This is a genomic window from Arthrobacter sp. TMS2-4 (assembly GCF_054511075.1).
Genome location: NZ_JBTNDI010000003.1, coordinates 226,821 through 250,849, shown reverse-complemented (window position 1 = coordinate 250,849; position 24,029 = coordinate 226,821). Strand labels below are relative to the sequence as shown.

At 69.7% G+C, this 24,029-nt stretch carries 24 protein-coding genes and 1 tRNA gene; 12 read left to right on the top strand and 13 right to left on the bottom strand.

All coding sequences use genetic code 11. The annotated features are described in order from the left end of the window. The first annotated feature begins 337 nt into the window (after positions 1-337). The 5 genes from ACX80F_RS06715 (at position 338) to ACX80F_RS06695 (ending at position 4,996) form a co-directional block, all read left to right on the top strand. On the top strand, positions 338-592 hold the full coding sequence (locus tag ACX80F_RS06715) for a DUF6458 family protein (protein ID WP_459335603.1): 255 nt from the start codon (positions 338-340) through the stop codon (positions 590-592). 187 nt (positions 593-779) lie between these two features. Further along, complete coding sequence (locus ACX80F_RS06710) at positions 780-1,547, top strand: DeoR/GlpR family DNA-binding transcription regulator (protein WP_459335602.1); 768 nt, start codon at positions 780-782, stop codon at positions 1,545-1,547. After that, positions 1,544-2,563 (top strand): 1-phosphofructokinase family hexose kinase, encoded by a 1,020-nt coding sequence (locus tag ACX80F_RS06705; protein WP_459335601.1) that lies wholly within the window; start codon positions 1,544-1,546, stop codon positions 2,561-2,563. Before ACX80F_RS06710 ends, ACX80F_RS06705 begins: the two co-directional genes overlap by 4 nt. Then, entirely contained in the window at positions 2,563-4,665 is a 2,103-nt protein-coding gene (locus tag ACX80F_RS06700; protein WP_459335600.1) for a PTS fructose transporter subunit IIABC, read from the top strand. The genes ACX80F_RS06705 and ACX80F_RS06700 overlap by 1 nt, the downstream gene beginning before the upstream one ends. Before the next feature lie 52 nt (positions 4,666-4,717). Then, positions 4,718-4,996, top strand: a complete 279-nt coding sequence (locus ACX80F_RS06695; protein WP_459335599.1) for an HPr family phosphocarrier protein — start codon at positions 4,718-4,720, stop codon at positions 4,994-4,996. Between the two features lie 266 nt (positions 4,997-5,262). Here the strand turns inward: ACX80F_RS06695 and ACX80F_RS06690 are convergent, their stop codons facing one another. From ACX80F_RS06690 to ACX80F_RS06665, 6 genes are all read right to left on the bottom strand, one after another. Next, positions 5,263-5,985, bottom strand: coding sequence for a hypothetical protein (locus tag ACX80F_RS06690; protein ID WP_459335598.1), 723 nt, complete (start codon positions 5,983-5,985; stop codon positions 5,263-5,265). After that, a complete protein-coding gene (locus ACX80F_RS06685; protein ID WP_459335597.1) occupies positions 5,982-6,656 on the bottom strand; it encodes a helix-turn-helix domain-containing protein in 675 nt (224 codons plus the stop codon). Before ACX80F_RS06685 ends, ACX80F_RS06690 begins: the two co-directional genes overlap by 4 nt. A gap of 212 nt (positions 6,657-6,868) precedes the next feature. Beyond that, positions 6,869-7,099 (bottom strand): hypothetical protein, encoded by a 231-nt coding sequence (locus ACX80F_RS06680; protein ID WP_459335596.1) that lies wholly within the window; start codon positions 7,097-7,099, stop codon positions 6,869-6,871. A 246-nt stretch (positions 7,100-7,345) separates the two neighbouring features. Further along, entirely contained in the window at positions 7,346-8,614 is a 1,269-nt protein-coding gene (locus tag ACX80F_RS06675; protein ID WP_459335595.1) for an endonuclease/exonuclease/phosphatase family protein, read from the bottom strand. Positions 8,615-8,738: 124 nt separating this feature from the next. Beyond that, positions 8,739-9,359 carry a hypothetical protein gene (locus ACX80F_RS06670; RefSeq protein WP_459335594.1) on the bottom strand — a complete coding sequence of 207 codons (621 nt, stop codon included), beginning with the start codon at positions 9,357-9,359 and terminating at the stop codon, positions 8,739-8,741. Positions 9,360-9,627: 268 nt separating this feature from the next. Next, positions 9,628-9,704: transfer RNA gene (locus ACX80F_RS06665), tRNA-Lys, on the bottom strand. Positions 9,705-9,845: 141 nt separating this feature from the next. On the opposite strand from ACX80F_RS06665, the gene ACX80F_RS06660 reads away from it, so the two are divergent. From ACX80F_RS06660 to ACX80F_RS06650, 3 genes are all read left to right on the top strand, one after another. Next, complete coding sequence (locus tag ACX80F_RS06660; RefSeq protein ID WP_459335593.1) at positions 9,846-10,493, top strand: hypothetical protein; 648 nt, start codon at positions 9,846-9,848, stop codon at positions 10,491-10,493. Between the two features lie 216 nt (positions 10,494-10,709). Further along, on the top strand, positions 10,710-11,327 hold the full coding sequence (locus ACX80F_RS06655) for a DUF47 domain-containing protein (RefSeq protein ID WP_459335592.1): 618 nt from the start codon (positions 10,710-10,712) through the stop codon (positions 11,325-11,327). Beyond that, on the top strand, positions 11,328-12,338 hold the full coding sequence (locus tag ACX80F_RS06650; RefSeq protein WP_459335591.1) for an inorganic phosphate transporter: 1,011 nt from the start codon (positions 11,328-11,330) through the stop codon (positions 12,336-12,338). It abuts the gene before it with no gap. A 202-nt stretch (positions 12,339-12,540) separates the two neighbouring features. On the opposite strand, the gene pstB is transcribed toward ACX80F_RS06650, so the two are convergent. The 4 genes from pstB to pstS form a co-directional block, all read right to left on the bottom strand. Continuing rightward, positions 12,541-13,320 (bottom strand): phosphate ABC transporter ATP-binding protein PstB, encoded by a 780-nt coding sequence (pstB, locus tag ACX80F_RS06645; protein ID WP_459335590.1) that lies wholly within the window; start codon positions 13,318-13,320, stop codon positions 12,541-12,543. A 77-nt stretch (positions 13,321-13,397) separates the two neighbouring features. Next, positions 13,398-14,501 (bottom strand): phosphate ABC transporter permease PstA, encoded by a 1,104-nt coding sequence (gene pstA, locus ACX80F_RS06640; RefSeq protein ID WP_459335589.1) that lies wholly within the window; start codon positions 14,499-14,501, stop codon positions 13,398-13,400. A gap of 1 nt (position 14,502) precedes the next feature. Next, positions 14,503-15,336, bottom strand: coding sequence for a phosphate ABC transporter permease subunit PstC (gene pstC / locus ACX80F_RS06635; protein WP_459335663.1), 834 nt, complete (start codon positions 15,334-15,336; stop codon positions 14,503-14,505). A gap of 228 nt (positions 15,337-15,564) precedes the next feature. Next, the gene (pstS, locus tag ACX80F_RS06630; protein ID WP_459335588.1) at positions 15,565-16,680 is read right to left on the bottom strand and encodes a phosphate ABC transporter substrate-binding protein PstS; all 1,116 of its coding nucleotides are present in this window, start codon (positions 16,678-16,680) and stop codon (positions 15,565-15,567) included. Positions 16,681-16,902: 222 nt separating this feature from the next. On the opposite strand from pstS, the gene ACX80F_RS06625 reads away from it, so the two are divergent. The 3 genes from ACX80F_RS06625 (at position 16,903) to disA (ending at position 20,743) form a co-directional block, all read left to right on the top strand. Then, positions 16,903-18,030 (top strand): FUSC family protein, encoded by a 1,128-nt coding sequence (locus ACX80F_RS06625; RefSeq protein ID WP_459335587.1) that lies wholly within the window; start codon positions 16,903-16,905, stop codon positions 18,028-18,030. 50 nt (positions 18,031-18,080) lie between these two features. Further along, positions 18,081-19,466 carry a DNA repair protein RadA gene (radA, locus tag ACX80F_RS06620; protein WP_459335586.1) on the top strand — a complete coding sequence of 462 codons (1,386 nt, stop codon included), beginning with the start codon at positions 18,081-18,083 and terminating at the stop codon, positions 19,464-19,466. A gap of 200 nt (positions 19,467-19,666) precedes the next feature. Continuing rightward, on the top strand, positions 19,667-20,743 hold the full coding sequence (gene disA / locus ACX80F_RS06615; protein WP_459335585.1) for a DNA integrity scanning diadenylate cyclase DisA: 1,077 nt from the start codon (positions 19,667-19,669) through the stop codon (positions 20,741-20,743). 26 nt (positions 20,744-20,769) lie between these two features. Here disA and ACX80F_RS06610 read toward each other — a convergent pair whose 3' ends face one another. Further along, the gene (locus ACX80F_RS06610; RefSeq protein ID WP_459335584.1) at positions 20,770-21,468 is read right to left on the bottom strand and encodes a hypothetical protein; all 699 of its coding nucleotides are present in this window, start codon (positions 21,466-21,468) and stop codon (positions 20,770-20,772) included. Positions 21,469-21,549: 81 nt separating this feature from the next. Here ACX80F_RS06610 and ACX80F_RS06605 point away from each other — a divergent pair, with 81 nt between their 5' ends. Continuing rightward, a complete protein-coding gene (locus ACX80F_RS06605; RefSeq protein ID WP_459335583.1) occupies positions 21,550-22,569 on the top strand; it encodes an HhH-GPD family protein in 1,020 nt (339 codons plus the stop codon). Between the two features lie 44 nt (positions 22,570-22,613). Here the strand turns inward: ACX80F_RS06605 and dhaM are convergent, their stop codons facing one another. Further along, complete coding sequence (dhaM, locus tag ACX80F_RS06600; protein ID WP_459335582.1) at positions 22,614-23,381, bottom strand: dihydroxyacetone kinase phosphoryl donor subunit DhaM; 768 nt, start codon at positions 23,379-23,381, stop codon at positions 22,614-22,616. Further along, on the bottom strand, positions 23,378-24,028 hold the full coding sequence (gene dhaL / locus ACX80F_RS06595) for a dihydroxyacetone kinase subunit DhaL (protein ID WP_459335581.1): 651 nt from the start codon (positions 24,026-24,028) through the stop codon (positions 23,378-23,380). Before dhaL ends, dhaM begins: the two co-directional genes overlap by 4 nt. Position 24,029 lies beyond the last annotated feature (1 nt).

Below are 24,029 nucleotides of genomic sequence, written 5' to 3'. Positions count from 1 at the left end.
AATGATGCTCCTTGAGTGATATTCAGTGCCCTGCCCGAGGGGAGGGCACTACCTGATAGTTCGATGCACCGGAGTGCAACTCACCTTGAGTGTACTTCATCAGCCTGCTTAGCGTGGAACCTCTTATCACGATATCCCTGTCGCGCACGGCACGGGCGAACTTTTCCGAATTGTTATGCGGACGCGACAGGGGCGGGGGCGGGCTTACGGTACCGCCGCCCCACCGCGCCGTAGGATGACGCGAAGCGGGCCGTCCTGGGAGTGGGTGGCGCAGGAAGCAAAACCGCTGGGTGAATTCTTTCGAAACTCCCGCCGCCTCCCTGAAGGAGTATTTACAATGCGAATCGGTTCATCGATCTTCCTCATTGCACTCGGTGCAATTCTTGCTTTTGCCATTCAGGCCGAGATCAGTTTCGTCGACATCACCCTGGTGGGCTACATCCTCATGGCGGTGGGGCTGATCGGCCTCATCGCCTCCCTCGTCCTTGCGGCGCCCCGCAGGCAGAACCGCATCTCGGAGTCGCGAAGCGTCGTCGATCCGAACACGGGCGAGACCATCACGCGCAACGAGACGCGCGACGCGGGACTGTAGCTCACAGCCAGACAGACGAAGACCGGGACCATGTCCCGGTCTTCGTCTGCGTCCGCCCCCGGATATGCACGTTTGGCTGACCAGGTCCGCAAAAAGTGCTTGACGTCACACCTAACCAAAGATAGAGTCACTCAAACAAAGACAAAGCCACACGAGTTCGGCTTCGACCGACGACGACAGGACGCCCATGTTCGCGGAAGAGCGGTACCGCCAGATCAGCAGCCTGGTCTCCGCCGACGGGCGGGTCACCGTCGCGGGGCTCTCCTCGCGCTTCGGGATCACCAAGGAGACCGTCAGGAGGGACCTCGCGCTCCTCGAGAACGACGGCGTCCTGCGGCGCGTCCATGGAGGCGCCATCGCCGGAAGCGGCGCGACGACGAACGAGCCGAGCCTGACCAGCCGATCGGCACAGCGATCCCCCGAGAAGAGGCGCATCGCACAGGCCGCTCTCGCGTTCACCCCCCAGACCGGCGCTGTCGTGCTCGATGCGGGCAGTACCACCGGCGCGCTTGCCGACCTCCTCGTCGAGGAGGGCCGCCCGGGCCTGGCCGTGGTGACCCACTCCGTCCCGATCGCGGCCCTGGTCTCGGGTGCCGGACTGAGCGTGGAACTCGTGGGCGGCAGGGTCCGGGCACTGACGAGCGCCGCCGTCGGCAGCAGCACCGTGACCCACTTCTCCCGCCTTCGTGCGGATGTCGCCTTCATCGGCGCCAACGGGCTCGCGGCCGGCTTCGGCCTCAGCACGCCCGACGTCGACGAGGCGGCCGTGAAGACCGCCATCGTCCGCTCCGCCCGGCGCGTGGTGCTCCTGGCGGACTCGTCGAAGTTCGACGAGGAGACCCTGACCAGCTTTGCCTACCTGGAGGACATCGATGCCCTTATCACCGACCGCGCACCCCGCGGACCCCTCGCGGACGCCCTCGCCGACGCCGACGTGGAGGTGATCGTCGCGTGATCGTGACCCTCACCGCGAATCCGAGCATCGACCGCACCGTCGAGCTGACCGCCCCCCTCATGCGCGGAGCAGTCCAGCGCGCCGTCCACGTGGTGCAGGAGGCGGGCGGCAAGGGCGTCAATGTCAGCCGCGCCCTCGCGATGTCCGGTGTCCCCACCCTGGCGGTCCTGCCGGGCGACGACGACGACGCGGTCCTCACGGGCCTGCGCGGCATCTCCCTCCCGTTCCGCAACCTGCCGATCGGCGCGGGGCTCCGCATCAACACGGCGGTCACCGAGCCGGACGGCACGACGACGAAGATCAACGAGCCCGGTCCCGAGATCTCGCCGGCCCGCCTCGAGGACCTCCTCGCCATCGTGGTCGCGGAGTGCGACGGCGCGGACTGGCTGGTCCTCGCCGGCTCCCTGCCGCCCGGGGTCCCGTCCACCTTCTACACGACGGTGACGGCGGCGGTGCGGAAGGCCTACGGGGCGGCTGCGCCCCTCGTCGCGATCGATTCCAGCGGCGAACCCCTCGTCGAGGCCGCGGCCGGCATACCGGCGCCGGACCTGCTGAAGCCCAACGCCGAGGAGCTCAGCGAGCTCACCGGCATCGGCACGGGGGACGAGTTGGAGCAGGACCATGAACTGGCCGCGAGGGCCTGCGCGGTGCTCATCACCGCGGGGGTGGGCGCGGTACTGGCGACCCTTGGCTCCAGGGGCGCCCTGCTCGTGACGGACGCGGGAGCGTGGCACGCCGTGCATCCGCCCGTCACGGCGCGTTCCACGGTCGGTGCGGGCGACTCAGCACTGGCCGGGTACCTGCTGGCGCACTCTGCGGGAGAACCTCCGGAGAACTGCTTGCGCCAGGCCGTCGCCCACGGATCGGCGGCCGCTGCCCTTCCCGGTTCCACCGTCCCATCGCTCGACCAGACCACGCCGGCGGTCGTCGCGGTCACACCCCTGAAGGTCACGCCGTCCGTGACCGAACCAAGCGCAATCGGGTCCGTCGCAGGGCCCCTACAGGAGGAATTCTGATGTCCGACATCATCACGCCGGAGCTCGTCGCTCTGGACCAGGACCTGGGGGCCGACCGGCCCTCGGTGATCCGTCATCTCGCGGAGCGGGTCGCTGCCCAGGGTCGCTCCACGGAGGTCGATGGCCTGTACGCCGATGCCCTCGCCCGGGAGGAGAAGACCGCCACCGGCATCCCCGGCGGCATCGCCATCCCGCACTGCCGGTCCTCGGCCGTCTCGGAGGCGACACTCGTCATGGCGCGCCTGTCCCCGCCCGTGGACTTCGGGGCCAAGGACGGCCCGGCTGACCTCGTGTTCTTCATCGCCGCACCCGACGGGGCGGACCAGGAACACCTGAAGTTGCTCTCCAAGCTCGCCCGGTCACTGATCAAGAAGGACTTCACCGCCTCGCTGCGCGCCGCGCAGTCGCCGGCCGACGTCGTCGCCCTCGTCAACGGTGCCCTCGGCCTCGGTGACGCTCCGGCTGCCCCGGCCGCCGGAGCCCATTCCGCGGGCGCTGCTGCCGGGTCCGCCGCCGGCTCGCGCACCAGCGAGGCCGCGGCCTCGCTCGGCACCTCGCCCGCCGGGACCGACACCACGGGTCCCGCCGTCGACCATCAGCGGGCCACCGACACCCGCACCCGGCGCCTCGTCGCCGTGACCGCCTGCCCCACCGGCATCGCCCACACGTACATGGCCGCCGATTCCCTGGTCGCGGCGGCCAAGGAGCGCGGGGTGGACCTCCAGGTCGAGACCCAGGGCTCCTCCGGCGCCACACCGCTGGATCCCGCGGTCATCGCTGCCGCCGACGCCGTCATCTTCGCCGTCGACGTCGACGTCCGCGACAAGCAGCGCTTCGCCGGGCTCCCCGTCATCAGTTCGCCCGTCAAACGCGGCATCGACGAACCGGGCGAGATGGTGGAGGAAGCCCTCGCCGCGGCCGGCAACCCGAACGCACGGCGCGTCGCCGGTACTGCCGGCGACCAGCAGGCGGACGACGACGGCGGCCGGGACAGCATCGGCAGCACGCTCAAGCGCGCACTGCTCACCGGGGTCAGCTACATGATCCCGTTCGTCGCCGGCGGCGGTCTGCTGATCGCGCTCGGCTTCCTCCTGGGCGGGTACCTGATCACCGAGACCGCGGACGCGGTGGTCCTCGAGAACAGCCTCGCCAACCTGCCGGCCGGCGGGCTCGGCGAGTACCTCGGGGCCGTGGCCTTCAAGATCGGCCAGCTGTCGCTCGGTTTCCTCGTCCCGGCGCTTGCCGGCTACATCGCGTACGCCCTCGCGGACCGCCCGGGTATCGCCCCCGGCTTCGTGGCAGGCGCCGTGGCCGGGTTCATGGGCGCAGGCTTCCTCGGCGGGATCGTCGGTGGCCTGCTCGCCGGGTACACCGCCATGATGATCGGGCGCCTGTCGGTGCCTCGCTGGCTGCGGAGCCTCATGCCGGTGGTCATCATCCCGCTCGTGGCGTCCATCGTGGCGTCGGGCCTGATGTTCCTCCTGCTCGGCGGACCGATCGCCGCGCTCACCGCGGGCCTCAACGACTGGCTGTCCAGCCTGACCGGCACGGCCGCCGTCGGCCTCGGCGTGATCCTCGGACTCATGATGGCCATCGACCTGGGCGGCCCCGTCAACAAGGTCGCCTATTCCTTCGCCGTCGCCGGACTCGGAGCCGCGTCGATCGACAACACCGCACCCCTGCAGATCATGGCGGCCGTCATGGCCGCCGGCATGGTCCCGCCGCTGGCCATGGCCCTGGCCACGCTGATCGACCGCAACCGCTTCACCGCACCGGAACGGGAGAACGGCAAGGCCGCCTGGCTGCTGGGCGCGAGCTTCATCTCCGAGGGCGCCATCCCGTTCGCCGCCGCCGACCCGCTGCGCGTCATCCCGGCATCGCTGCTGGGTGCCGCGGCCACCGGCGCGATCATCATGGGCACCGGCGTCACCTCGCAGGCTCCGCACGGCGGCTTCTTCGTCTTCTTCGCGATCGGGAATTTCGCGATGTTCCTGCTCGCGATCGTGGTCGGGATGGTCATCTCGGCCCTCGCCGTGATCGCCCTCAAGCGCTACGCGACCCGCAAGACGCAGACCCCTGCAGCCGAGCCGGTTGCAGCCTGATCACCGGTCGGCTTGGCTGTACCTGGACCTGTTCACGAAAAAGGAGCACATCATGGCAGAACGCAAGGCAACCGTCGCCAGTCGCGTCGGGCTGCACGCCCGCCCGGCATCGATCTTCGCAGAGGCGGCGGGCGAGCTCCCCCTCGAGGTGACCATCGCCATGGACGGCGAGCCCGTCGAGGAGGCCATGGACGCGTCGAGCATCCTCTCGCTCATGAGCCTCGGGGCCTCGCACGGCGACGTCGTCGTTCTCCGCGCCGAGGGCGACGGTGCGGAGGACGCGCTGGAGGCCCTGGCCCGCATCATCGAGACGGACCACGACGCCGCGTAGACCGCACCACCACAAAGGGCACCATCCGCCGTACATACGTGGCGGGTGGTGCCCTTTCTTGCGTCCCCAGCAAGGACACGCAGGTGGGTCCATCCGTTCTGATGGGCACCCTGCCTGCCGGGTAACGATCCGCTGACCCCCCACGGAAAGCGGCAGTTACATAATCATAATTTTGACACATCGTCATGGATTCGTGAACAGCAGCAGGACATATTCGTGTCACGTTTCCAGCACGGAGTGCAGGTTTCCGGGAACCGTCGCGCCGATCAGGCCAGCCTGTTCGCGGAGGAGCGGCCCTTCCTGCCGACGGCGCGGCTCGCCCAGATCAGGCAGAGACCCAGGACGGTCAGCAGGATGGCCGAGAACGGCAGGACGATGTCCCAGTGCATCAGGTCCAGGGACGTCAGCCTCAGCAGCACGAACACCACCACCAGCGTGAAGCCGCAGGCTATGAGGGCGCACGCGATGCGGTGAATCGTCCGTGCCTGCCGGTCGAAGGCCGACAGCGCCGCAGGAAGGACGAGGCACGCGGCCACATAGCCCGGGTACAGCCGGCCGACGGCAGCGTACTGCTGCACCGTGCCCTGGTCCTCGTAGGCCCGCAGCCCGGTCGAACTTCCCCCGAGCTCGCTGGACACGAAGAAGTAGAGCGTCGCCGATACCGTCAGGGCCACGATGAACAGGCCGACGGGGCCGACGATCAGGCGCCGGGCGCGGGCGGACCCGAAAGCCGCCGCCGTCCGGATCCCGAGGAGCAGGAAGACGGCGTAGAGGGCCATGCGCAGCATGAGGTTCGCGACGTTGACCCCGCCGAGGGCGCCGTCGACCGCCAGGTAGATCGGGTCGATGGACAGGCCGACGGCGATTGTGAGGAGCAGCAGCGCCACGAACATGGTGCGCCCCCGGCCCTCGCGCAGGCCCGGGACCCGGACTGCGGTTCCGACCGCGCAGAGGCCGAGTGCAGCCCACTGGATCATCGTCGTGTTCATCCGAGGTTCTCCCACATGGCGCGGTCCTTGCCGTCGTCGAGCTCTGCCCGCCGAAGCTGCTTGCCGAGGACGTCGAGGCGGTCGCGGGCGAGGAAGACGAGATCGAGATCGCTCAGGGCACAGAGGGCCCGGGCGCGCCCGTCCTCCGGCCACCCTCCCTCCTGCGGGGTGAGCAGCCCGGTGACCACGAGCCCGCTCGTGAGGGAGACACCGGCGATCCTGGCGGCCTGGACGGCGATCTCGGGTGCGAGCCGTCCCGCCGTGAGCTGCGCGGACAGATTCTGGCGGGCGACGCCCGTGCTGGCCGCCAAGTGCTGGCGGAGGTCACCCGGGTCGATCGCCTCGATCCAGGCCCGCACGGAACTCCGGTGGGGGAAGGGCGCGAGGTTCAGTTGCAGGTCCGTCCCCGCGCACTCCCTGTCCTCACTGCGGGCCACGAGCAGGCGGAGGATGTCGATGTGTGAGACCTGGCTGACGAGTTCGGCGTCGGTCGGCGCCCGGATGCCGTCGGGCAGATCGCCGTAGCCCTCGAACTCGGCGAGTGCCTCCGCGGGCGGCAGCCCGTAGGCCCGGGCGATGGCCACGATGGTCGACACGGAGACCTTGCCCCGGACGAGCTGCTGGGCGAGGGTGGATCGCTTGATGCCTGCGACCCGGCAGAGGTCGGTCACGGTTTCTTCGGGTGCGATTCGGGAACGCCACAGCTGGAACGCTTTCGCTGTGACGGCCATCATCACCTTTCGATTGGACTTTCCTGTCTACCGTCGAAGTATACTGAGATCGCTGGCTCCGAGTTCTGCGATTCCCCCATACGCAGAACCCGGAGCCAGCTCCAATTAAGCGGCAATCCCCGTGCCCACGGCCCGGGCCGTCCGCAGGGCTTTCACCAGCGGACCTTCTTCTCCTTCTTCCCCTGCTTGCTGCTCTCGTGCGCGGCCTTGGCATGGCCGGCACCGGTCGCGGCGGTGGGACTGGCTGCGTGGTTCTTCTTCGCCAGGGCGAGCTGCGCCCGGGGATCGTCCTGTAGTTTCGGGGCGCCCCCCGCGGGGGTGCCGCCGGCGTTCGTCGCCGACGCGTCGTCCTGGGGCTGTTGGTTACGGGGCGTGGTGGTCATGGTGTTCCTTTCAGGTATCACGCCCACGGACCACGACTGGACGGGCCAGCACGCAGGATGCGGGAACCGCGGCATCGGCGCTGGGAGGACCGGACATAGTCAGAGGGCGCACTTGGAGGGTGTCATCGACAAGTGGCGTGGAGCTCGGCAGGGGCCGGCTCACCTACTGGAAAAGAAGTGTCCTCATGCCCATGACCGTACACCCGCCCGGAGCGGCGGAACAAGGGGTGGAGCGGGTCCGGCGGCCTAGCGCTCGCGGCTGACGTGCAGTGCGACGTCGACGAAGACCAGACGGTGATCGCTCGTCGGAAACGGGAAGATCCCGGTCAGCTCCGAGCCGGGCGTGCCGGCCCTCGGCCAGAACACCCCTGACCCTGCGACCCGCAGCGTGCGGGACGGGAGGACGTAATCGGCCCGGATGTTGCCGACATCGAGGTCCTCGAAATCCGCGGTGTCGAATCGGGGGTCACTCCGCTGGTCGGCATTGGCCCCGCCCTGGAACGCCGATGCCTCCGTGGCTCCGGCCGACGAGGGCAGTGGGTCCTGCACCCTCTTGTTGCCCAGGAGCTGATCGATCGATCCGCCGATCGAGTCGCCGTCGATCGGGTCGCTGTTCAGGTCCCCCATCACGACGAAGCGTTCGCCGCGCTGCAATCCTCCGCCCGTGCCGACATCGTCGTAGATGTAGGAGGCATCGCGGCCTCCGGTGACGTAGTCGGACCAGAAACGGATCTCGTCGCTGTTGCGCCTGCCGTTGCGGTCCTCCACGCCGTCGAAGACGGGAGGCGTGGGGTGGCTGGCCAGGACGTGGACGGTCTTCCCGCCCACGCTCACCGGCACGTCCCAGTGGGATTTGCTGGACAGCGGGAGGACCTGGAGCTCACTCGCGGAGTACCAGTCGTCAGGGGTGGCCGTGGCCGGATTGTCGGGAAGGAGCGCACCGGGCATGTCCTTCCACAGGAAGTTCTGGAAAGTCCGCACCGACTCCGTGAGGATCGGGTACCTGGAGTAGACGACCATGCCGTACTGGCCCTCGAACTCGCCGAAACCCAGGGCATCGTCCGCGCCGCCCACGAAGCCGTCGTTGTCGAGGTCGTACCCGCTGGGGGCACCGGTGTTCGACGGCGCGGTGTACACGTAGGGGTAGTCGAGCGGGGCCTTGCCGTTCTGACCGACCGACAGGTAGTTCTGGTTGAACAGGTCGGCAGCCCGGCCTCCGGGGACGTAGTCGAACTCGTTGAGGAGTACCACGTCGGGGCGGTTGATCTGCAGGACCTCGGCGACCGCCCTCGCCTGCGCGTTGCCCGGCGTCGCCAGATCCCGCACCAGCCCGCCGGTCGAGGACCTGTTCAGGCTCGCGTTGTAGGTCGCGAAGCGGACCTCCTGCTGCGCGGCCTGGCTGACGGAGAGCACGGAGCGTGTGTCGTCCGCCGACTTCGCGACAGCGAGGGGCGCGGGTGCCACGAGCAGTGAGACGGCCACCAGACCGGTGGCACAGCGGGCCAGGAGTCGCATCGCTTCCCTCCTCGGACCGGGCAACGGACGCCGCCCTTCTGCCGCGTCCTACCCCAGGCTGTTCGCTCGGGTAACTTGATCCTAGCGGCGGAACGCGTCCGTGCACCGGCGCGGAGGTAACGATTCAGGGTCGGCCCGGGGTCGCCCGATGCCGTCCGTGGCGAGGCGCCTCGAGGGCGCCGAGGTCCTGCTCCGCCGCGTCGAACGCCTGCTCGAGCCGCGCCACCGCAACCGCGTACCTCACCGACCCGGCCTCGTCCTCCGGGTTCGATGCGACGGCGTCACGTGCCGACCCGGCCGCACGGACGGCCCGCACCACGGGACGCAGGGCAGGGTTGCCGGGCTCGTGCATGCCCGGATAGTGGATGGCCTTGCCAGGATCGACGTCGTAGTCCGCCCAGCGCCGCAGCACATGGTCGTGACGGCCCTGCAGGTCTTCCCGCACCGCCGCGCGCGACGATTCCTCCGCGCGGCGGCGCCGCAGCTCGTGGCGTCGCCAGGTCCAGACGACGGCGGCAGTGGAAGAGGTGACGCCCACCGCGAGCGCCAGCCACGCCGCTCCGAGGGCTCCGGCGACGACGCCCGCCCCGGCGACGACTACAGCCCCACCGAAGGCGAGCCAGAAGGAGTCGTCCGCGTCGCCGCCGTCCCTGGAGACGGCGTCGACCCGCCATGCGGTCAGAGTCACCGCGCCGACCATGACGGCACAGGCGGCCAGGCTACCCATCAGGGCGACGGCGTCCATGAACCCCTCTCCGGTGCACCGCGGCGGGCTTCCCTGCGCGCCCACCGCGCAATAGCTTCTACCAGTTCAAACGAGCGGGAGCCCCGAGTCAATCCCGGATTGCGGCAGGGACTTCCCGACCCACGGGATCATGGGCGGCGGGCAACGGAGGGCCGTTTCCCGGGGGCGTCGTGCCGGAACGCATCGGGGAGGGGGCTCGCGGCTTCATGGGCAGGGGGTCCGCTCACACAGAAGGGTCCCGGCCAGGCCGGGACCCTTCTGCACCTGATGGTGGGCCCTGTGGGGCTCGAACCCACGACCCACGGATTAAAAGTCCGTTGCTCTAGCCAACTGAGCTAAGGGCCCGCGCCATGCCCCCGCACACCGCATCCGTGGATGCCGCCGTCGGGCGCCGACCCGCCTACTTTATCGCAATCGTTCCCGCCCCGAGGACTGCTCCGCGCTCGCGCCTTCCTGCCTGAAATCGCCCAGGAGTATCCTCGTTCCATGGACGGCGAATACAGGAACAACAGCCCGCGGCCCCACAAGCCGAAGCCCTTCGCCCCCGCGGACTTCGAGGTATTCGCGGGGGGAATCGATCCGTCGAGGGTCTCGGAGGCAGCGCACATGGCCGCCCATGCCCTCGTCCACCACGGGCGCGACTCCGATGACCCCGACGTGACGCGCCGGCTCGTGGAACTCGCCGACCGACAGGGACTGGACGCGATCGCGGAGATGTGGGCCGCGAGTCCGCCGCGGTCGCTGCCCGGCGCCCTGTGGCGCCTGTACGCGCTCCGCGCGGCGACCCAGCACAACCCTGAGCGCATGGCGGCGTTCTTCGCCTCGGGCAAGGAAGCCGCGCAGGTCTCGAAGGTCGTGGCCGGTGTCGCCGAGCCGCCGGGCGCCACGGAGATGGCCGAGATGGCGGACACCATCCTCTCCGGAGCGTTCGAGGGGGATTTCGACGTCGCGCTCGAACGCTTTGCCGCGTTCTGCCGCGTCGTCGCGCTCGGGCAGGCGAACCATGCCGACGACGCCGAGGTCGCGAACGGCCCCCACGCCTCGAAGCTCACCCGCAATTCGCACCAGCTCATCAAGACGGCCGAGGACCTCGAGCATGCCGCGGTGTCCTGGCGGCGTGGGGAGCTCGACTGAACCCCACGGTGGGAGCCGATGTTGACAGGGGCTCCGGGGAGGGCAAGACTTAAGTCGGCGTCGGACCGTGGAACCCCCGGGCTTCAACACTCAGCCGCTTCGAGCGGCCTTCCGCCGAGAGGCGCTCCCGGTTCGACGCCACTACTCTGCCCTCCCGCATTCAGCGTGGCCCCCTCGGGCATGCTGACAGCCCCCTGCCCTCCTGAGGAAGACTCCGTGAAACTACGCCTCTTCCCGCAGGAGAACGCTGGGCTCGAACTCCTGTCCCGCATGGCGCGGCAGCTCGTGCTCGGCGTGGGGACCATGTCCGCCATCCTCGGTGCCTCGACGCAGGAGTACGACCGCCTGTCGGAGGAACTCCACCAGCACGAGTCGGCGTCGACGGACCTGCACTTCGCCCTCCTGACCTCCATGCGGACGTCCTTCATCAATCCGCTGCCCCGCGAGGACCTGTACGCCCTGTCCCGCCTGCTCAACGAGGCCATCGAGAAGCTGGACGGCGCGGGTGAACTGATCGCCCTGTACAAGCTGAGCAAACTCAGCCATCGTGCTGCCGACCAGCTCGAGGTGATCAACCGGCAGGCCGAACTGACCGCGGTCGCCATGCAGCACCTGAACTCGATGGACGACCTCGAGGAATACTGGATCGAGATCCTGCGGCTGGCGCGACGGGCCGAACGGACGCACCGCAGCTGGTGCGCGGAACTTCTCGACGCCCACAAGCCGCTCGTCTACGCACGGCACCGCGACGTCGCCAACCAGCTCGTCGACGTCACCAGGGATATCCGGCGGGTGGCAACCCAGGTGGGCAGCATCCTCGTCAAGGAATCGTAGGTGGAGCCACTCCTCCTCGGCGCGGTGGTCCTCGCCGCGGGCGGCTTCGCTTTCCTCAACGGCTTCCACGACGTGTCCAACTCGGTGGCCGCCGCCGTGCGCACCCGGGCGCTCACGCCCACGGTCGCCGTCCTGCTCGCGGCCCTCTTCAGCTTCATCGGCGCGCTGCTCAGCACGGCGCTGGCACTGTTCTTCACGGAAGCCGCCATCGGCCTCCCCTCGGGACCGTCCGGGCTCGGCATCCTCATGGCGGCCCTGCTCGCCGCCTGCCTCTGGAATGTGCTCACCTGGTACCGCGGCATGCCGTCGTCGTCGACCCACGCGCTCCTCGGGGGCATCCTCGGCGCGGGAGGCGCCTCGCAGCTGACCCACGGGCCCGCGATGAGCGGCGCGGGCGAAACCCTTCTGCTGCAGATCGCGGTGCCCCTCGTGCTGTCGCCGATCACCGCCTACCTCCTCGCGTATGCGGCGGTCTTCCCCGCCACGTGGCTGCTCCGCCATGGCTCCCCGGCCAGGGTGAACCGCGGGAACCGGATGGCGCAGTCCGTCCTGGCCGGGACGTTCGCCCTGGGGCACGGGGTGCAGGACGGCCAACGGACCATGGCGGTCATCCTGCTGGCCCTGGTCGGCTCGGGCTACGCGACGGGCTCCGAGATGCCCCTCTGGGTCCAGCTCTTCGCCGCTGCGCTCCTGGCTGCGGGTTCCCTCTTCGGCGGCTGGCGCATCACCCACACCCTCGGCAACCGCCTCGTGCACATCGATCCGCTCCGCGGCATGACGGCGCAGGGCGTGAGCTCGGCGATGCTGTTCTTCGGCGCCATCTCGCTCCACATGCCGCTGTCCAGCACGCACACGATGACTGCGGCGATCATCGGCTCCGGCGCGAGCCAGCGGTTCGCCTCCGTCCAGCGTCCCCGCGTGATCCGGATCCTCGGCGTCTGGTTCGCGACGGCCCCGGCCACTGCACTCCTGGGGGCTGTCTTCTTCCTGGCGCTCAGCCCGCTCCTGTAGTGCGGGCCCCTCCCGGGGTGGGCCGCCGCGGCGGGCGCGCAAACCCGGTGCGGCGTCCCCCCGGGTCTGGGCAGCCGCCGCGGCGGTCGACCCGCCGGGGCACCCGAACCGGCCCTCATGCCGGACGACGGCCTGCCGCGCGCAAGCACAGCACACGACGACGGCGGCCTCCTCGGAAGCCGCCGTCATCATGCAGGATGGCCTATCCGAAGCGGCCGGAGACGTAGTCCTCGGTGGCCTTCACCGCCGGGTTGTTGAAGATCGCCGTCGTGTCGCCGTACTCGATGAGCTTGCCCGGCATACCCGTACCGGCGATGTTGAAGAACGCGGTCTTGTCCGAGACGCGCGCCGCCTGCTGCATGTTGTGCGTCACGATCACCACCGTGTACTCGGCCTTGAGCTCGTTGATGAGGTCCTCGATGGCCAGCGTGGAGATGGGGTCCAGGGCCGAGCAGGGCTCGTCCATCAGGATCACCTGGGGCGAGACCGCGATGGCGCGGGCGATGCACAGACGCTGCTGCTGCCCGCCGGAGAGGCCTGACCCTGGACGGGCCAGGCGGTCCTTGACCTCGTTCCACAGGTTGGCACCACGCAGTGACTTCTCGGTGAGGTCGTCCGCATCCGACCTGCTGATGCGCTTGTTGTTGAGCTTCACGCCCGCCAGCACATTGTCGCGGATGGACATCGTGGGGAACGGGTTGGGGCGCTGGAAGACCATACCGATCCGTCCGCGCACGGTCACCGGGTCCACAGCCGAGTCGTACAGGTTGTCGCCGTCGAGCAGCACCTCACCTTCGACGCGAGCACCGGGAATGACCTCGTGCATGCGGTTGAGCGTGCGGAGCAAGGTGGACTTGCCGCAGCCCGAGGGACCGATGAACGCCGTCACCGAACGGGCCTCGATGTTGATGTTGACGTCCTCCACGGCAAGGAACTTGCTGTAGTAGACGTTCAAGTCCTTGACGTCGATGCGATTGGACATTGTTTCCTTATCAGTAGTGACCGCGTGCTGTCAGCGGCTGATCGTGGGGGAGGGAATCTCGGAGCCGCAGCGTGGCGTCACCGGCTGGTCTGCGGCGCGAAGGCGCGTGCGATGAGACGGGCGGCCAGATTGAGGAGCATGACCATCACGATGAGGATCAACGCTGCCGCCCAGGCTCGCTGGGTGCTGGCATCGATGTTGGTGGGGGACGTCGGGGTGAGGATCTGATAGTAGATGAACGTCGGGAGAGTGCTCATCCACCCGCTGAACACGTTGGTGTTGATCGCGCTCGCGAAGCCCGCCGTGACGAGGATGGGCGCGGTCTCGCCGATGACCCTGGCGATGGCGAGCGTCACTCCGGAAGCGATGCCTGAGATCGCGGTCGGCACCACGACCTTCACGATCGTCCGCCACTTGCGGACACCCAGCGCGTAGGAGGCCTCCCTGAGCTCATTCGGGACGATCTTCAGCATCTCCTCGGTGGAGCGGACCACTACCGGGATCATCAGCACGGACAGCGCGACCGCTGCCACGAAACCCGTCCGCGTGCCGGGGCCGAACAGCAGTCCGAAGAAAGCTGCTGCGAACAGGCCGGCGACGATCGACGGGATGCCGGTCATGACATCGACGAAGAACGTGATAGCACGATCGAGCCTTCCGCCCGTGCCGTACTCCACCAGGTAGACGGCCGCCATCAGTCCGATGGGGACGGAGATGAGCGTCGCCCAGAACGTTATCTGGAGGGTCCCGATAATGGCGTGGTAGGCGCCACCCAGGACGGGCGACCCGGTCTCCGCCGAGGCATTGTCGACGGCCCCCGTGATGCCGTTCATCGACGTGAAGAAGAAGTCGTAGGACAACCCCGGCAGGCCGCGTTCGAGAACGGTCCAGATGACGGACAGGAGAGGAAGCAAGGCGATGATGAAGCAGCCGTAGACGAGGTACGTCATCAGTGAGTCGGACGCCCTACGACTGCCTTCGAAGGCCATCGTGGTAATCGTGGCGCCGGCGACGAAGAACACCGCGGCCAGGACCGCCCACGCGATGACGTTGAACCCGGTGAGGGCGGAGACTGCTGCGGCGAGGACGACGGCCGCAGCGAGCACCACCCAGGCGACGTACCCGGGCATCTTGCCCTTGGTCAGCTGCGAGCGCCGCTTCTCGAGTGTCGAGCTGCTCATATCAGTTTGCTCCCGAGAATTCCTTGTGGCGGCTGATGATCCAGCGCGCGATGATGTTGACCGCCAGCGTGATGACGAAGAGCACCAGACCAGCAGCGATGAGCTCGCTCAGCCTCAGACCGTAGGCTTCGGGGAAGTTGAGGGCGATCTCGGCCGCGATGGTCTGGTTCCCTGACTGGATGAGGCTCGCCGTGAGTGCCCCTCCGGAGAGGACGAGCGCCACGGCCATGGTCTCACCCAGCGCCCGACCGAGGCCGAGCATCGCCGCGCTGACGATACCCGCGCGGGCGAAGGGAAGGACAGCCATGCGGATCATCTCGAGCCGTGTGGCGCCCATGGCCAGCGCAGCCTCCTCGTGCAGCGTCGGCGTCTGCAGGAAGATCTCGCGACTGAGGGAGGTGATGATGGGCAGGACCATGACGGCCAGGACGATCCCGGCTGTGAGGATGGTGCGCCCCGTCTGGCTCGCCGGACCTTCGAAGATCGGCAGCCAGCCGAGGTTCTGCGCCAGCCACGCGTAACCGACGGCGAGCTGCGGGGCGAGGACCGCGTACCCCCAGGCGCCGTAGACCACGGACGGGATCGCCGCGAGGAGGTCGACCAGGTAGCCGAAGCCCTGGGCGAGGCGCCGCGGCGCGTAGTGCGAGATGAAGAGCGCGACGCCGATGCCGAGCGGGGTGGCGATCAGCAGGGCGATCGCGGCGGCGATGATCGTGCCGACGACTATCGGGAAGATGTAGGACGCGAAACCGTCGCCGCCGGAGATGTCCGCCGGATCGGCGCCGAATGTGGGCAGCGCCTGGACGACGAGGAAGAGTGCGACGCCGAACAGCATCGCCAGGATGAGGACGCCTGCGGTGAGGGTGGCCCCTGAGAACACCTTGTCTCCGGACTTCCCTCCCACTTCACGTTTGGCCAGAGTCTTGGTCGACACGGGGAACCCTTCGGAACAGATGGTGGGCGCTGCGCGCTTGGATCAGGAACACGCCCCGGGGGTAGAACCCCGAAGGACGACGCCCCGTCCTGTTCCCCTGGAGGAACAGCACGGGGCGCCAGGAACGAACTAGGACGCGACGGTGATCGAATCGATCGCGGCCTGAGCATCCGTACGGATGGTCTCCGAGATCGGTGAGCTACCGGCGGATCCCTCAGCAGTGGCCTGACCGTCTTCGCTGATCACATAGGACTCGAAGGCCTTGACGAGGTCGACGGTCTCCTGGTCCTCGTACGTGCTGCAGACGATGTGGTAGGAGATGAGGACGATCGGGTAAGTCCCGGCCTCCTCGGTGTCGCGCTCGAGATCGAAGGACAGGTCGAGGTCGGAACGGCCCTCGACCGGAGTTGCAACGTCCACGGCAGCGGCAGCGGCCTCGGCGCTGAACGGAACGAATTCATCGCCCACCTGCACGGAGACCTGGCCGAGATCACCGACAACAGAGGCGTCGGCGTACGTGATGGCGCCATCGGTGCTCGTGGTGGTCGAAACGACACCGTTGTTGCCCTGCGCGTTCTCGGCGACGATCGATGCGGGCCAGGAGCCGTCGGCCTCGTCGGTCCAGACATCGGGAGCCGCCGCGGCGAGGTAGTCGGTGAAGTTCTCGGTGGTGCCGGAATCGTCCGAACGGTGCACGACGGTGATCGGCGTGCTGGGGAGCTCTGCATCCGGGTTGGTCGAGGCGATGGCCTCGTCATCCCAGGTGGCGATCTCGCCGCGGAAGATCGATGCGATCGTGTCCGCGTCGAGGTCGAGCGAGTCCACGCCCTCGAGGTTGAACGCGACGACGATCGGGGAGACATAAACGGGGATGTTGAGGGCGCCGTCGGGGCCGCAGAATTCCTGCGTGGCCGCGTACTCCTCGTCGTTCAGGTAGGCATCCGAGCCGGCGAACTGCACGGCCTCCGCCAGGAAGGCTTCACGGCCGGCGCCGGAGCCATCCGGCGAGTACTGAACGGTGGCTCCACTGTTGGCCGAGGCGAAGCCGTCCTGCCAGGCGGTCATGGCGGCGTTCTGCGAGGAGGCGCCTGCACCGGTCAGGGTGCCGCTGACTGCGCCCTCGGTGGCGTTGCCGCCGTCGGCTGCGGGGGCCTCGCCCGTGGCGTTGTCGGAACCACACGCGGTCAGTGCCAGCGCGGCGACCGAGATAACTGCCGCAGCGCGGCCAAAGCGAAGAACCTTCACTAGATTTTGCCCCTTCCAGGGATCAATTCATCGATGCGCGGACGGCGCTCGAGAGGGGTACGCATTCCCGTACTCCATCAAAGCTAGGCAGTCCAGGTGAAGAGACTGACGGAGGAACATTAACGGAAGGTGAACAACGCCGGTCCATCCTCCGGTCGCGCCGCTGTGTCACGGCCGAAGCGGCGGCATCCTGGTTGACGGCGCACCTCATAGACTGGGTCCATGCCGCCGCGCCAGGGAATAGCCACCACGCTGGCCTTCCTGCGCAAGCGCTCCCGAATCGGTTTCAAGCGCAGCGCCAACTCGGTGGTCACGGCCCTCCAGATGACGGTCTGCGCGGTGGGCGCCTACGCCTTCGCGGAGCAGGTCCTCGGTCATGAGGGACCACTGTTCGCGGCGACGGCCTCGATGATCTCGCTGGGGTTCTCGCGCGATCCACGCCTGCGGCGCGTCCTGGAGGTGGCGATCGGCTGCACCCTCGGGATCGCGGTCGGCGACCTCCTGCTCGCCCTGTTCGGCAACGGCCTGTGGCAGGCCGCCCTCGTGCTGTTCGTCTCGATCCTGCTGGCCCGGTTCCTGGACAGCGGGACGATCTTCACGACGCAGCTCGGCCTGCAGTCCCTGCTGGTGGTGCTGCTTCCGGCGCCGGAAGGGGGGCCGTTCACCCGGAGCGTCGACGCGATCGTGGGTGGCCTGTTCGCCCTCGTGATCACCGTGTTCCTGCCCCGCGACCCGCGGCGGGAGCCGAAGACGAACGTGCGCGGGCTCCTGGACGAACTCTCCGGCGTGCTCCGCGAAGGTGCATCGGCCCTTCGGGAGAGCGACTCCACGCAGGCGTGGCACGCGCTGATCCGCGCGCGGAACTGCCAGTCCCAGCTGGACAGCCTCACGGGCAGCATGAAGGCCGCCCAGGAGGTCGCACGCATCTCCCCCGCCTACCGTCGCCACCGCGACGAGCTCGGTTCCCTGGGGGACTCCATCGACTCGATCGACCTCGCCATCCGCAACAGCCGGGTATTCTCACGCCGCCTGACGTCCGTCATCAACCATGCGGCGCTCACCGACGAGGCGATCGAGGCCCTCAGCCAGTCCCTCGAGGACACGGCCGACGCCGTCGACGTGCTGAGCCGCGCCCTGTCGGTCAGCGATCCGGCCGAGCGGCGCCTGAACCTGCGGCAGGCACGCAACGAGCTGGCCGCCGTCGCCACGGACCTCCACCCGAAGACCCTCCACATCAGCCGGCTCGAGGGCGAGGGCCTCGTGCTCCTCCTCCGGCCGCTCGTGGTGGATCTGCTCGGCGCCACGGGCCTCTCGCACGAGGACGCCTCCGACTACCTCCCGCGGCTCTAGGGGATCACGGGCGTGGCGGGGCTGTCGGTGGCCGCCGGTAGCCTGAAAGCATGGCCACGAAGACCTCCCCCGCCGCCCGTGCGGGCCGCAACAACACCCCCGGGTACCGCTGCGCGGAATGCGGGTGGACCACCGCGAAGTGGGTGGGTCGCTGCGGCGAGTGCCAGGCGTGGGGCACCGTCGAGGAGACCGGCCAGGTCCTCGCGCGCACCACGGCCGCCACGGCGGTCACGACCCCGGCCCGGCGGATCGCCGACGTCGACGCGACGCTCTCCGGCTTCCAGCCCACGAAGATCGACGAACTCGACCGCGTCCTCGGCGGCGGGCTGGTGCCCGGCGCCGTGATCCTCCTCGCCGGCGAACCGGGCGTCGGCAAGTCGACCCTCCTGCTCGACGTCGCCGCGCGGGTCGCACGACTCGGCAAGAACGTCCTCTACGTGACGGGGGAGGAGTCCGCCGCCCAGGTGAAACTGCGGGCGGACCGGATCGACGCCGTCGCCGACTCCCTTTACCTCAGCGCGGAGACGGATCTGGGTCAGGCGCTCGGCCAGGTCGAGAAGGTGGACCCCGCGCTGCTCGTCGTCGACTCCGTGCAGACACTCAGCAGCGCCGCGGTGGACGGCAGCGCCGGCGGGGTCACGCAGGTACGGGAGGTCGCGGCGTCGCTCATCGGTGCGGCGAAGGCGCGGGGCATGACCACGCTGCTCGTGGGGCACGTCACCAAGGACGGTTCCATCGCCGGGCCGAGGCTCCTCGAGCACCTCGTCGATGTCGTCTGCCAGTTCGAGGGCGAGCGCCACTCGCGCCTGCGGCTCCTGCGCGCGGTCAAGAACCGGTACGGGCCCACGGACGAGGTGGGCTGCTTCGACCTGACGGACGGCGGCATCGAGGGGCTGGCCGATCCCAGTGGCCTCTTCGTGTCCCGCACCAAGGACCCGGTGTCGGGGACGTGCATCACCGTGACGCTGGAGGGTCGGCGCCCCCTGCTCGCGGAGGTCCAGGCCCTGCTCGCCGAGTCGCCCAACTCCCAGCCGCGGCGGGCCACCAGCGGACTGGACAGCTCCCGCGTCGCGATGCTGCTGGCCGTGCTGCAGAGTCGCGCGTCGGTCAGCCTGCACAAGGACGACAGCTATGTGGCGACGGTCGGTGGGGTCCGGCTGACGGAGCCCGCCACCGATCTCGCCGTCGCCCTGGCGATCGCCTCCGCGAAGACGGACCATCCCCTGGCCGCACGGCTCGTCGCGTTCGGGGAAGTCGGTCTCGCCGGCGAGGTGCGCCCGGTCCCGGGCATCGGCCGCCGCATCCAGGAAGCGCAGCGTCTCGGCTTCACGCATGCGATCGTCCCGGCCTCGCCCGCCGGCGCGGGACCGGTGCCGAAGGGCTTCTCCGTGCGGGAGGTCTCCACGCTCGCGGAAGCGCTGGCGCTGCTGTTCTGACGACGTCGCCCCACCCGTCACGGGACGGGAACTGTGTTACGTCTCTGCAACGGACGAGGGCGACGGAGGATTCCGTACGCCAGTAGTATGGGATCCGGCCCTGGCGTTCCGTCGGGAGCCGCTGCATGCCGTCCGACGTTCGACGGAGGCCGCCCGACTGCGCCGGGCCTTCAGGAGCGCGGGCGGTGAAAGGATAGGCCATGGTTCGTAGTCCGGAGGACGCGCTCAAAGCCACCCTCGCCAGAGTCGCCCCGGGCACGCACCTACGCGACGGTCTCGAGCGGATCCTGAGGGGGCGCACCGGCGCGCTGATCGTCCTCGGCTTCGACCGCACGGTGGATTCGATCTGTTCCGGCGGGTTCGACATCGGGATCGAGTTCTCCCCCACCCGCCTGCGCGAACTGGCGAAGATGGACGGCGCGATCGTCTGCGACAAGGACGCCGGCAAGATCCTCCGCGCCGCGGTGCAGCTGGTCCCCGACCACACCATCGAGACGCAGGAATCCGGGACGCGCCACCGCACCGCCGAGCGGGTCGCGAAGCAGACCGGCCTCCCCGTGATCAGCGTCAGCCAGTCCATGCAGATCATCGCCCTGTACATCGACGGCCTCCGCCACGTCCTCGAGGGGTCCGAGCCCGTGCTCGCCCGCGCCAACCAGGCGCTGGCCACCCTCGAGCGGTACCGCGCACGGCTGGACCAGGTCACCAACTCCCTGTCGGCCCTCGAGATCGAGGCGATGGTCACGGTGCGTGACGTCGCCGTCACCCTGCAGCGCCAGGAGATGGTGCGCAGGATCTCCGAGGAGATCTCGCAGTACGTGCTGGAACTCGGCGTGGACGGTCGCCTGCTCTCCCTGCAGGTGGAGGAGCTCACCACGGGCCTCGGTCCCGGCAGCGAGATGGTGCTGCGCGACTACATGGACCTCGGCAGCAGCACGGCGCCGGTCGACGAGCGCGTGGCGACGCTCCAGGGCTTCAGTTCGACGGACCTCATCGACCTGGGGACCATCGCCAGCGTGCTCGGCTTCAACCCGTCACTGGACTCGCTGGAGGCGGTCATCCAGCCCAAGGGCTACCGGCTGCTCTCCGGCATCAAGGCCATGCCGCCCGCGGTGGCGAACCGGCTGGTCGAGCATTTCGACGGACTGCAGAACCTCATGGCCGCCAACATCGAGGACCTCATGGCGGTCGACGGCATCGGCGAGCAGCGCGCCAGGACGGTCCGCGAGGGTTTGTCGCGCATTGCCGAGACGAGCCTCCTCGACCGCTTCATCTAGGGCCGCACGGAGGACGCCGACGCGGCCTACTGCAGCACGAACGTCACCGGGGCGCTGCTCGTCGCACCCAGCCGCGTGGTCAGGGTGTAGGTGCCCTCCGCAGGCTCCTCCTCCACGACGGTGCACCCGGGCACCGTGCGGTTGCGCGCCCACTCGAACGTCGCCCGCTCCTCATCGCCCGGCCCGATGACGTGGTCGAGATCCTCCGCGGACTCCTGGCAGTCGGCCGAGGAGAACACGCGCTCGGCGCCCCGGGTGAGGACGAACTCCATCTGCGAGGTACCCACGTTGACGGTGCACGCGGTGGTCCCCCCGTTGCGGATGACCAGGGACAGGACGGGGGTCTGCCCCGGGGAGTAGGTGCGCTCGTCGGTCTCGGCCACGACCACCACGGCACCGGGATCACATCGGTCCGACGACGGGCTCGCGCCTGCGGTGGCAGTGGCGGACGAGGCGGCCGGGGACGGAGTCGCGTCGGCGGTCGACGGCGTCCGGCTCGCTGGATCGGTGGGGGCCGTCGGCGACGCCGGTCCGGCCGGCGACGGCTCACCCGCGGTGCCCTGCCGCCCGAACAGCCCCGCCACGGCAGCAGCCCCGACGGCCAGCATTGCCATGACGACGAGCACCAGGATGGTCACCGCGAGGCGGCGCCGCCGGTACACGGTGGAGCTGGGCCGCCGTCCGCCGCCTGTCGGTCCGCCGGTGCCGTGAGCCGTTGATGCCATCCATCAAGGCTAGGGGGTTCGGCGTTCCTCCGGGCACCACGCCGGTGGATAGAGTAGTGACGACGAGACCCAGGAGCACCCATGAACCCCCGTACCGCGGCGACGGCCGGTCCACTGCGACCGACGGACACGGTCGGCCCGGCAGCGCTTACCCTGCCCGAACTGCACGGCCGGGTGACCGACTGGTTCACCGGATCGGCACGTGACCTGCCGTGGCGTGACGCCCGCTGCTCCCCGTGGGGCATCCTCGTCAGCGAGGTGATGCTGCAGCAGACTCCCGTGGTCCGGGTCCTCCCGGTCTGGCACGAGTGGCTCGACCGCTGGCCGTCCCCCGCGGACCTCGCCGTGGAACCTCCCGGCAGCGCCGTCCGGCATTGGGGGCGCCTCGGCTACCCCCGGCGCGCCCTGCGCCTCCACGCGGCGGCCACGGCCGTCGTCGAGCGCCACGGCGGCGCGGTCCCCTCGACCTACGAGGAGCTCCTGGCCCTGCCCGGGGTGGGCACCTACACCGCAGCCGCGGTGGCCGCCTTCGCGTTCGGCCGGCGCGAGACCGTCGTCGACACGAACATCCGTCGGGTCCACGCGCGCCTCTTCGGCGGCAGCGCGCTCCCTGCACCGGCGCTGACGGCCGCCGAGACGAAGCGCGCCGCAGACCTCCTGCCGCTCGATGAGGCGCTCTCCGTCCGGTGGAACGCAGCCGTCATGGAGCTCGGGGCCGTCGTCTGCACGGCCCGGGCCCCGCAGTGCCATGCCTGTCCCGTGCTGGACGCCTGCGCCTGGGTGGCGGCCGGGCGGCCCGCCCCGGACTACGTCCCCAAGGGCCAGGCCTGGGCCGGGACGGACCGGCAGGTGCGCGGCGCCATCGTCGCCGTGCTGAGGTGCAGCGAAGACCCAGTCCCGCGGTCCCTCCTGCTGGACGCGCCCGTCGACCTCACCGTGGCGTCGCCCGACGGCTCCGGCACAGCGGTCGTCCTGCCGGGCCCCCTGGCCACCCTGCACGGCCTGCGGGCCCCGGCCGAGCAGCTCGAACGCGCCCTCGCGGGCCTGCTCGCCGACGGGCTTGCGGAGGAGCTGGGCGAAGGGATCCGGCTGCCGGGCTGAGCGGCCCTCACCGCGGGCGCGAGGCCCCGGTTAGCAGGATCCGCTCAGGCTGGCTCGCCGAAACCCGCCTCGACCTCCCGGCCGACGAGGTCCACTGCTTCCTGCGCCTCGGGACCGGCGGCCTCGACCGTGATCGTCCGGCCCTGGCCGAGACCGAGGCTCATCAGGAGCATGACCGACTTGCCGTCGACGCCGTTGACCGTGACTTCCGCGTCGAGGTCCGCGAGCCCGGTGGCGAGGACGGCGGCCGGGCGGGCATGCAGGCCCATCTGGTTCGGGAGCGTCCACGAGCCGCGGGCCGTCGGCCCGGACTCCCCTTCCGTCGTCGTTTCCGGGTCGGGAGCGGCCGGGGAGGGCGAACCGGCACCCGGCGCCGCGGCGGCGTGAGTCACGAAAGGTTCGAGCTCCTCGGGCCGGAGGGAGACGACGGCGCCCTCGGCTGCCCGCACGACCTCGTCCAGCGGGGACCCGCCCTGTGCCTGCACCGCGGCGGCGACGGCCCCCTCCACGAGGGCCGCCTCGGCGAGGCGGACCCGTTCACGCACCTCGGGGTCGAGGAACTCGAGCACCATCTCCGCCGTCATGACGGCGGACCCGAGATCGGTGAGGATGACGACGCCGTCGCCGCCGTCCGCCTGCGCGATCGCTGCCTGCACCCGCTCGGAGCTCGTGCCGATCCGGGCGGGCCCGGTGCCGTCGCCGGTTCCCCCGGCGGGGGCGAGGACGACGTCGGGCGCCATCTGTGCGGCGAGTTCGACGACCCCCTCCGCGATCTTCTCGCTGTGCGACACGATGACAAGACCGACGCTCATGCCACCTGCCCACCGGCGGTCTCCGCGGCGACCTGCAGGATCAGGGCCGTCGACTCCGCGCCCGGATCCCGGTGCCCGGCACTGCGTTCGCCGAGGTAGCTGGCCCTGCCCTTCCGGGCGACCAGCGGTTCCGTCGCGACAGCTCCGGTGCGCGCGGCGGCGGCCGCTGCCGCGAGGACCTCGGCCGGGGCCGCCCCGGCCTGCGCCGCGGTCGCGGCCGAGTCGGTGGCGGGCGTCCAGGCGTCGACCATGGTCTTGTCCCCGACCTCCGCCTTTCCGCGCGCGACGATGCCGTCGCGCGCGGCCCTGATCATGCCCGCGGCCGCCGCGGCGTCGATCTCCTCCGCATCCCCCAGGGCGGTCGCGGCCCGCAGGAACGCCGTCCCGTACAGGGGCCCGGCGGCTCCGCCGACGGTGGACATCAGCGTCATGGCGACCTGTTTGAGCACTGCCGCAGGCGTGGCGGGCACCTCCCCCGCATCGAGCTTCGCGACGGCGGCGCTGAAGCCCCGGTCCATGTTCTCGCCGTGATCGGCGTCCCCGATGGCCCTGTCGAGTTCCATCAGGCGCGTGCGGTTCTCGGCGACGACACGGGCCGCCTCGTGGATCCAGAGGACGGCCCACCGGGTGTCCAGGGGTTGCGTCATC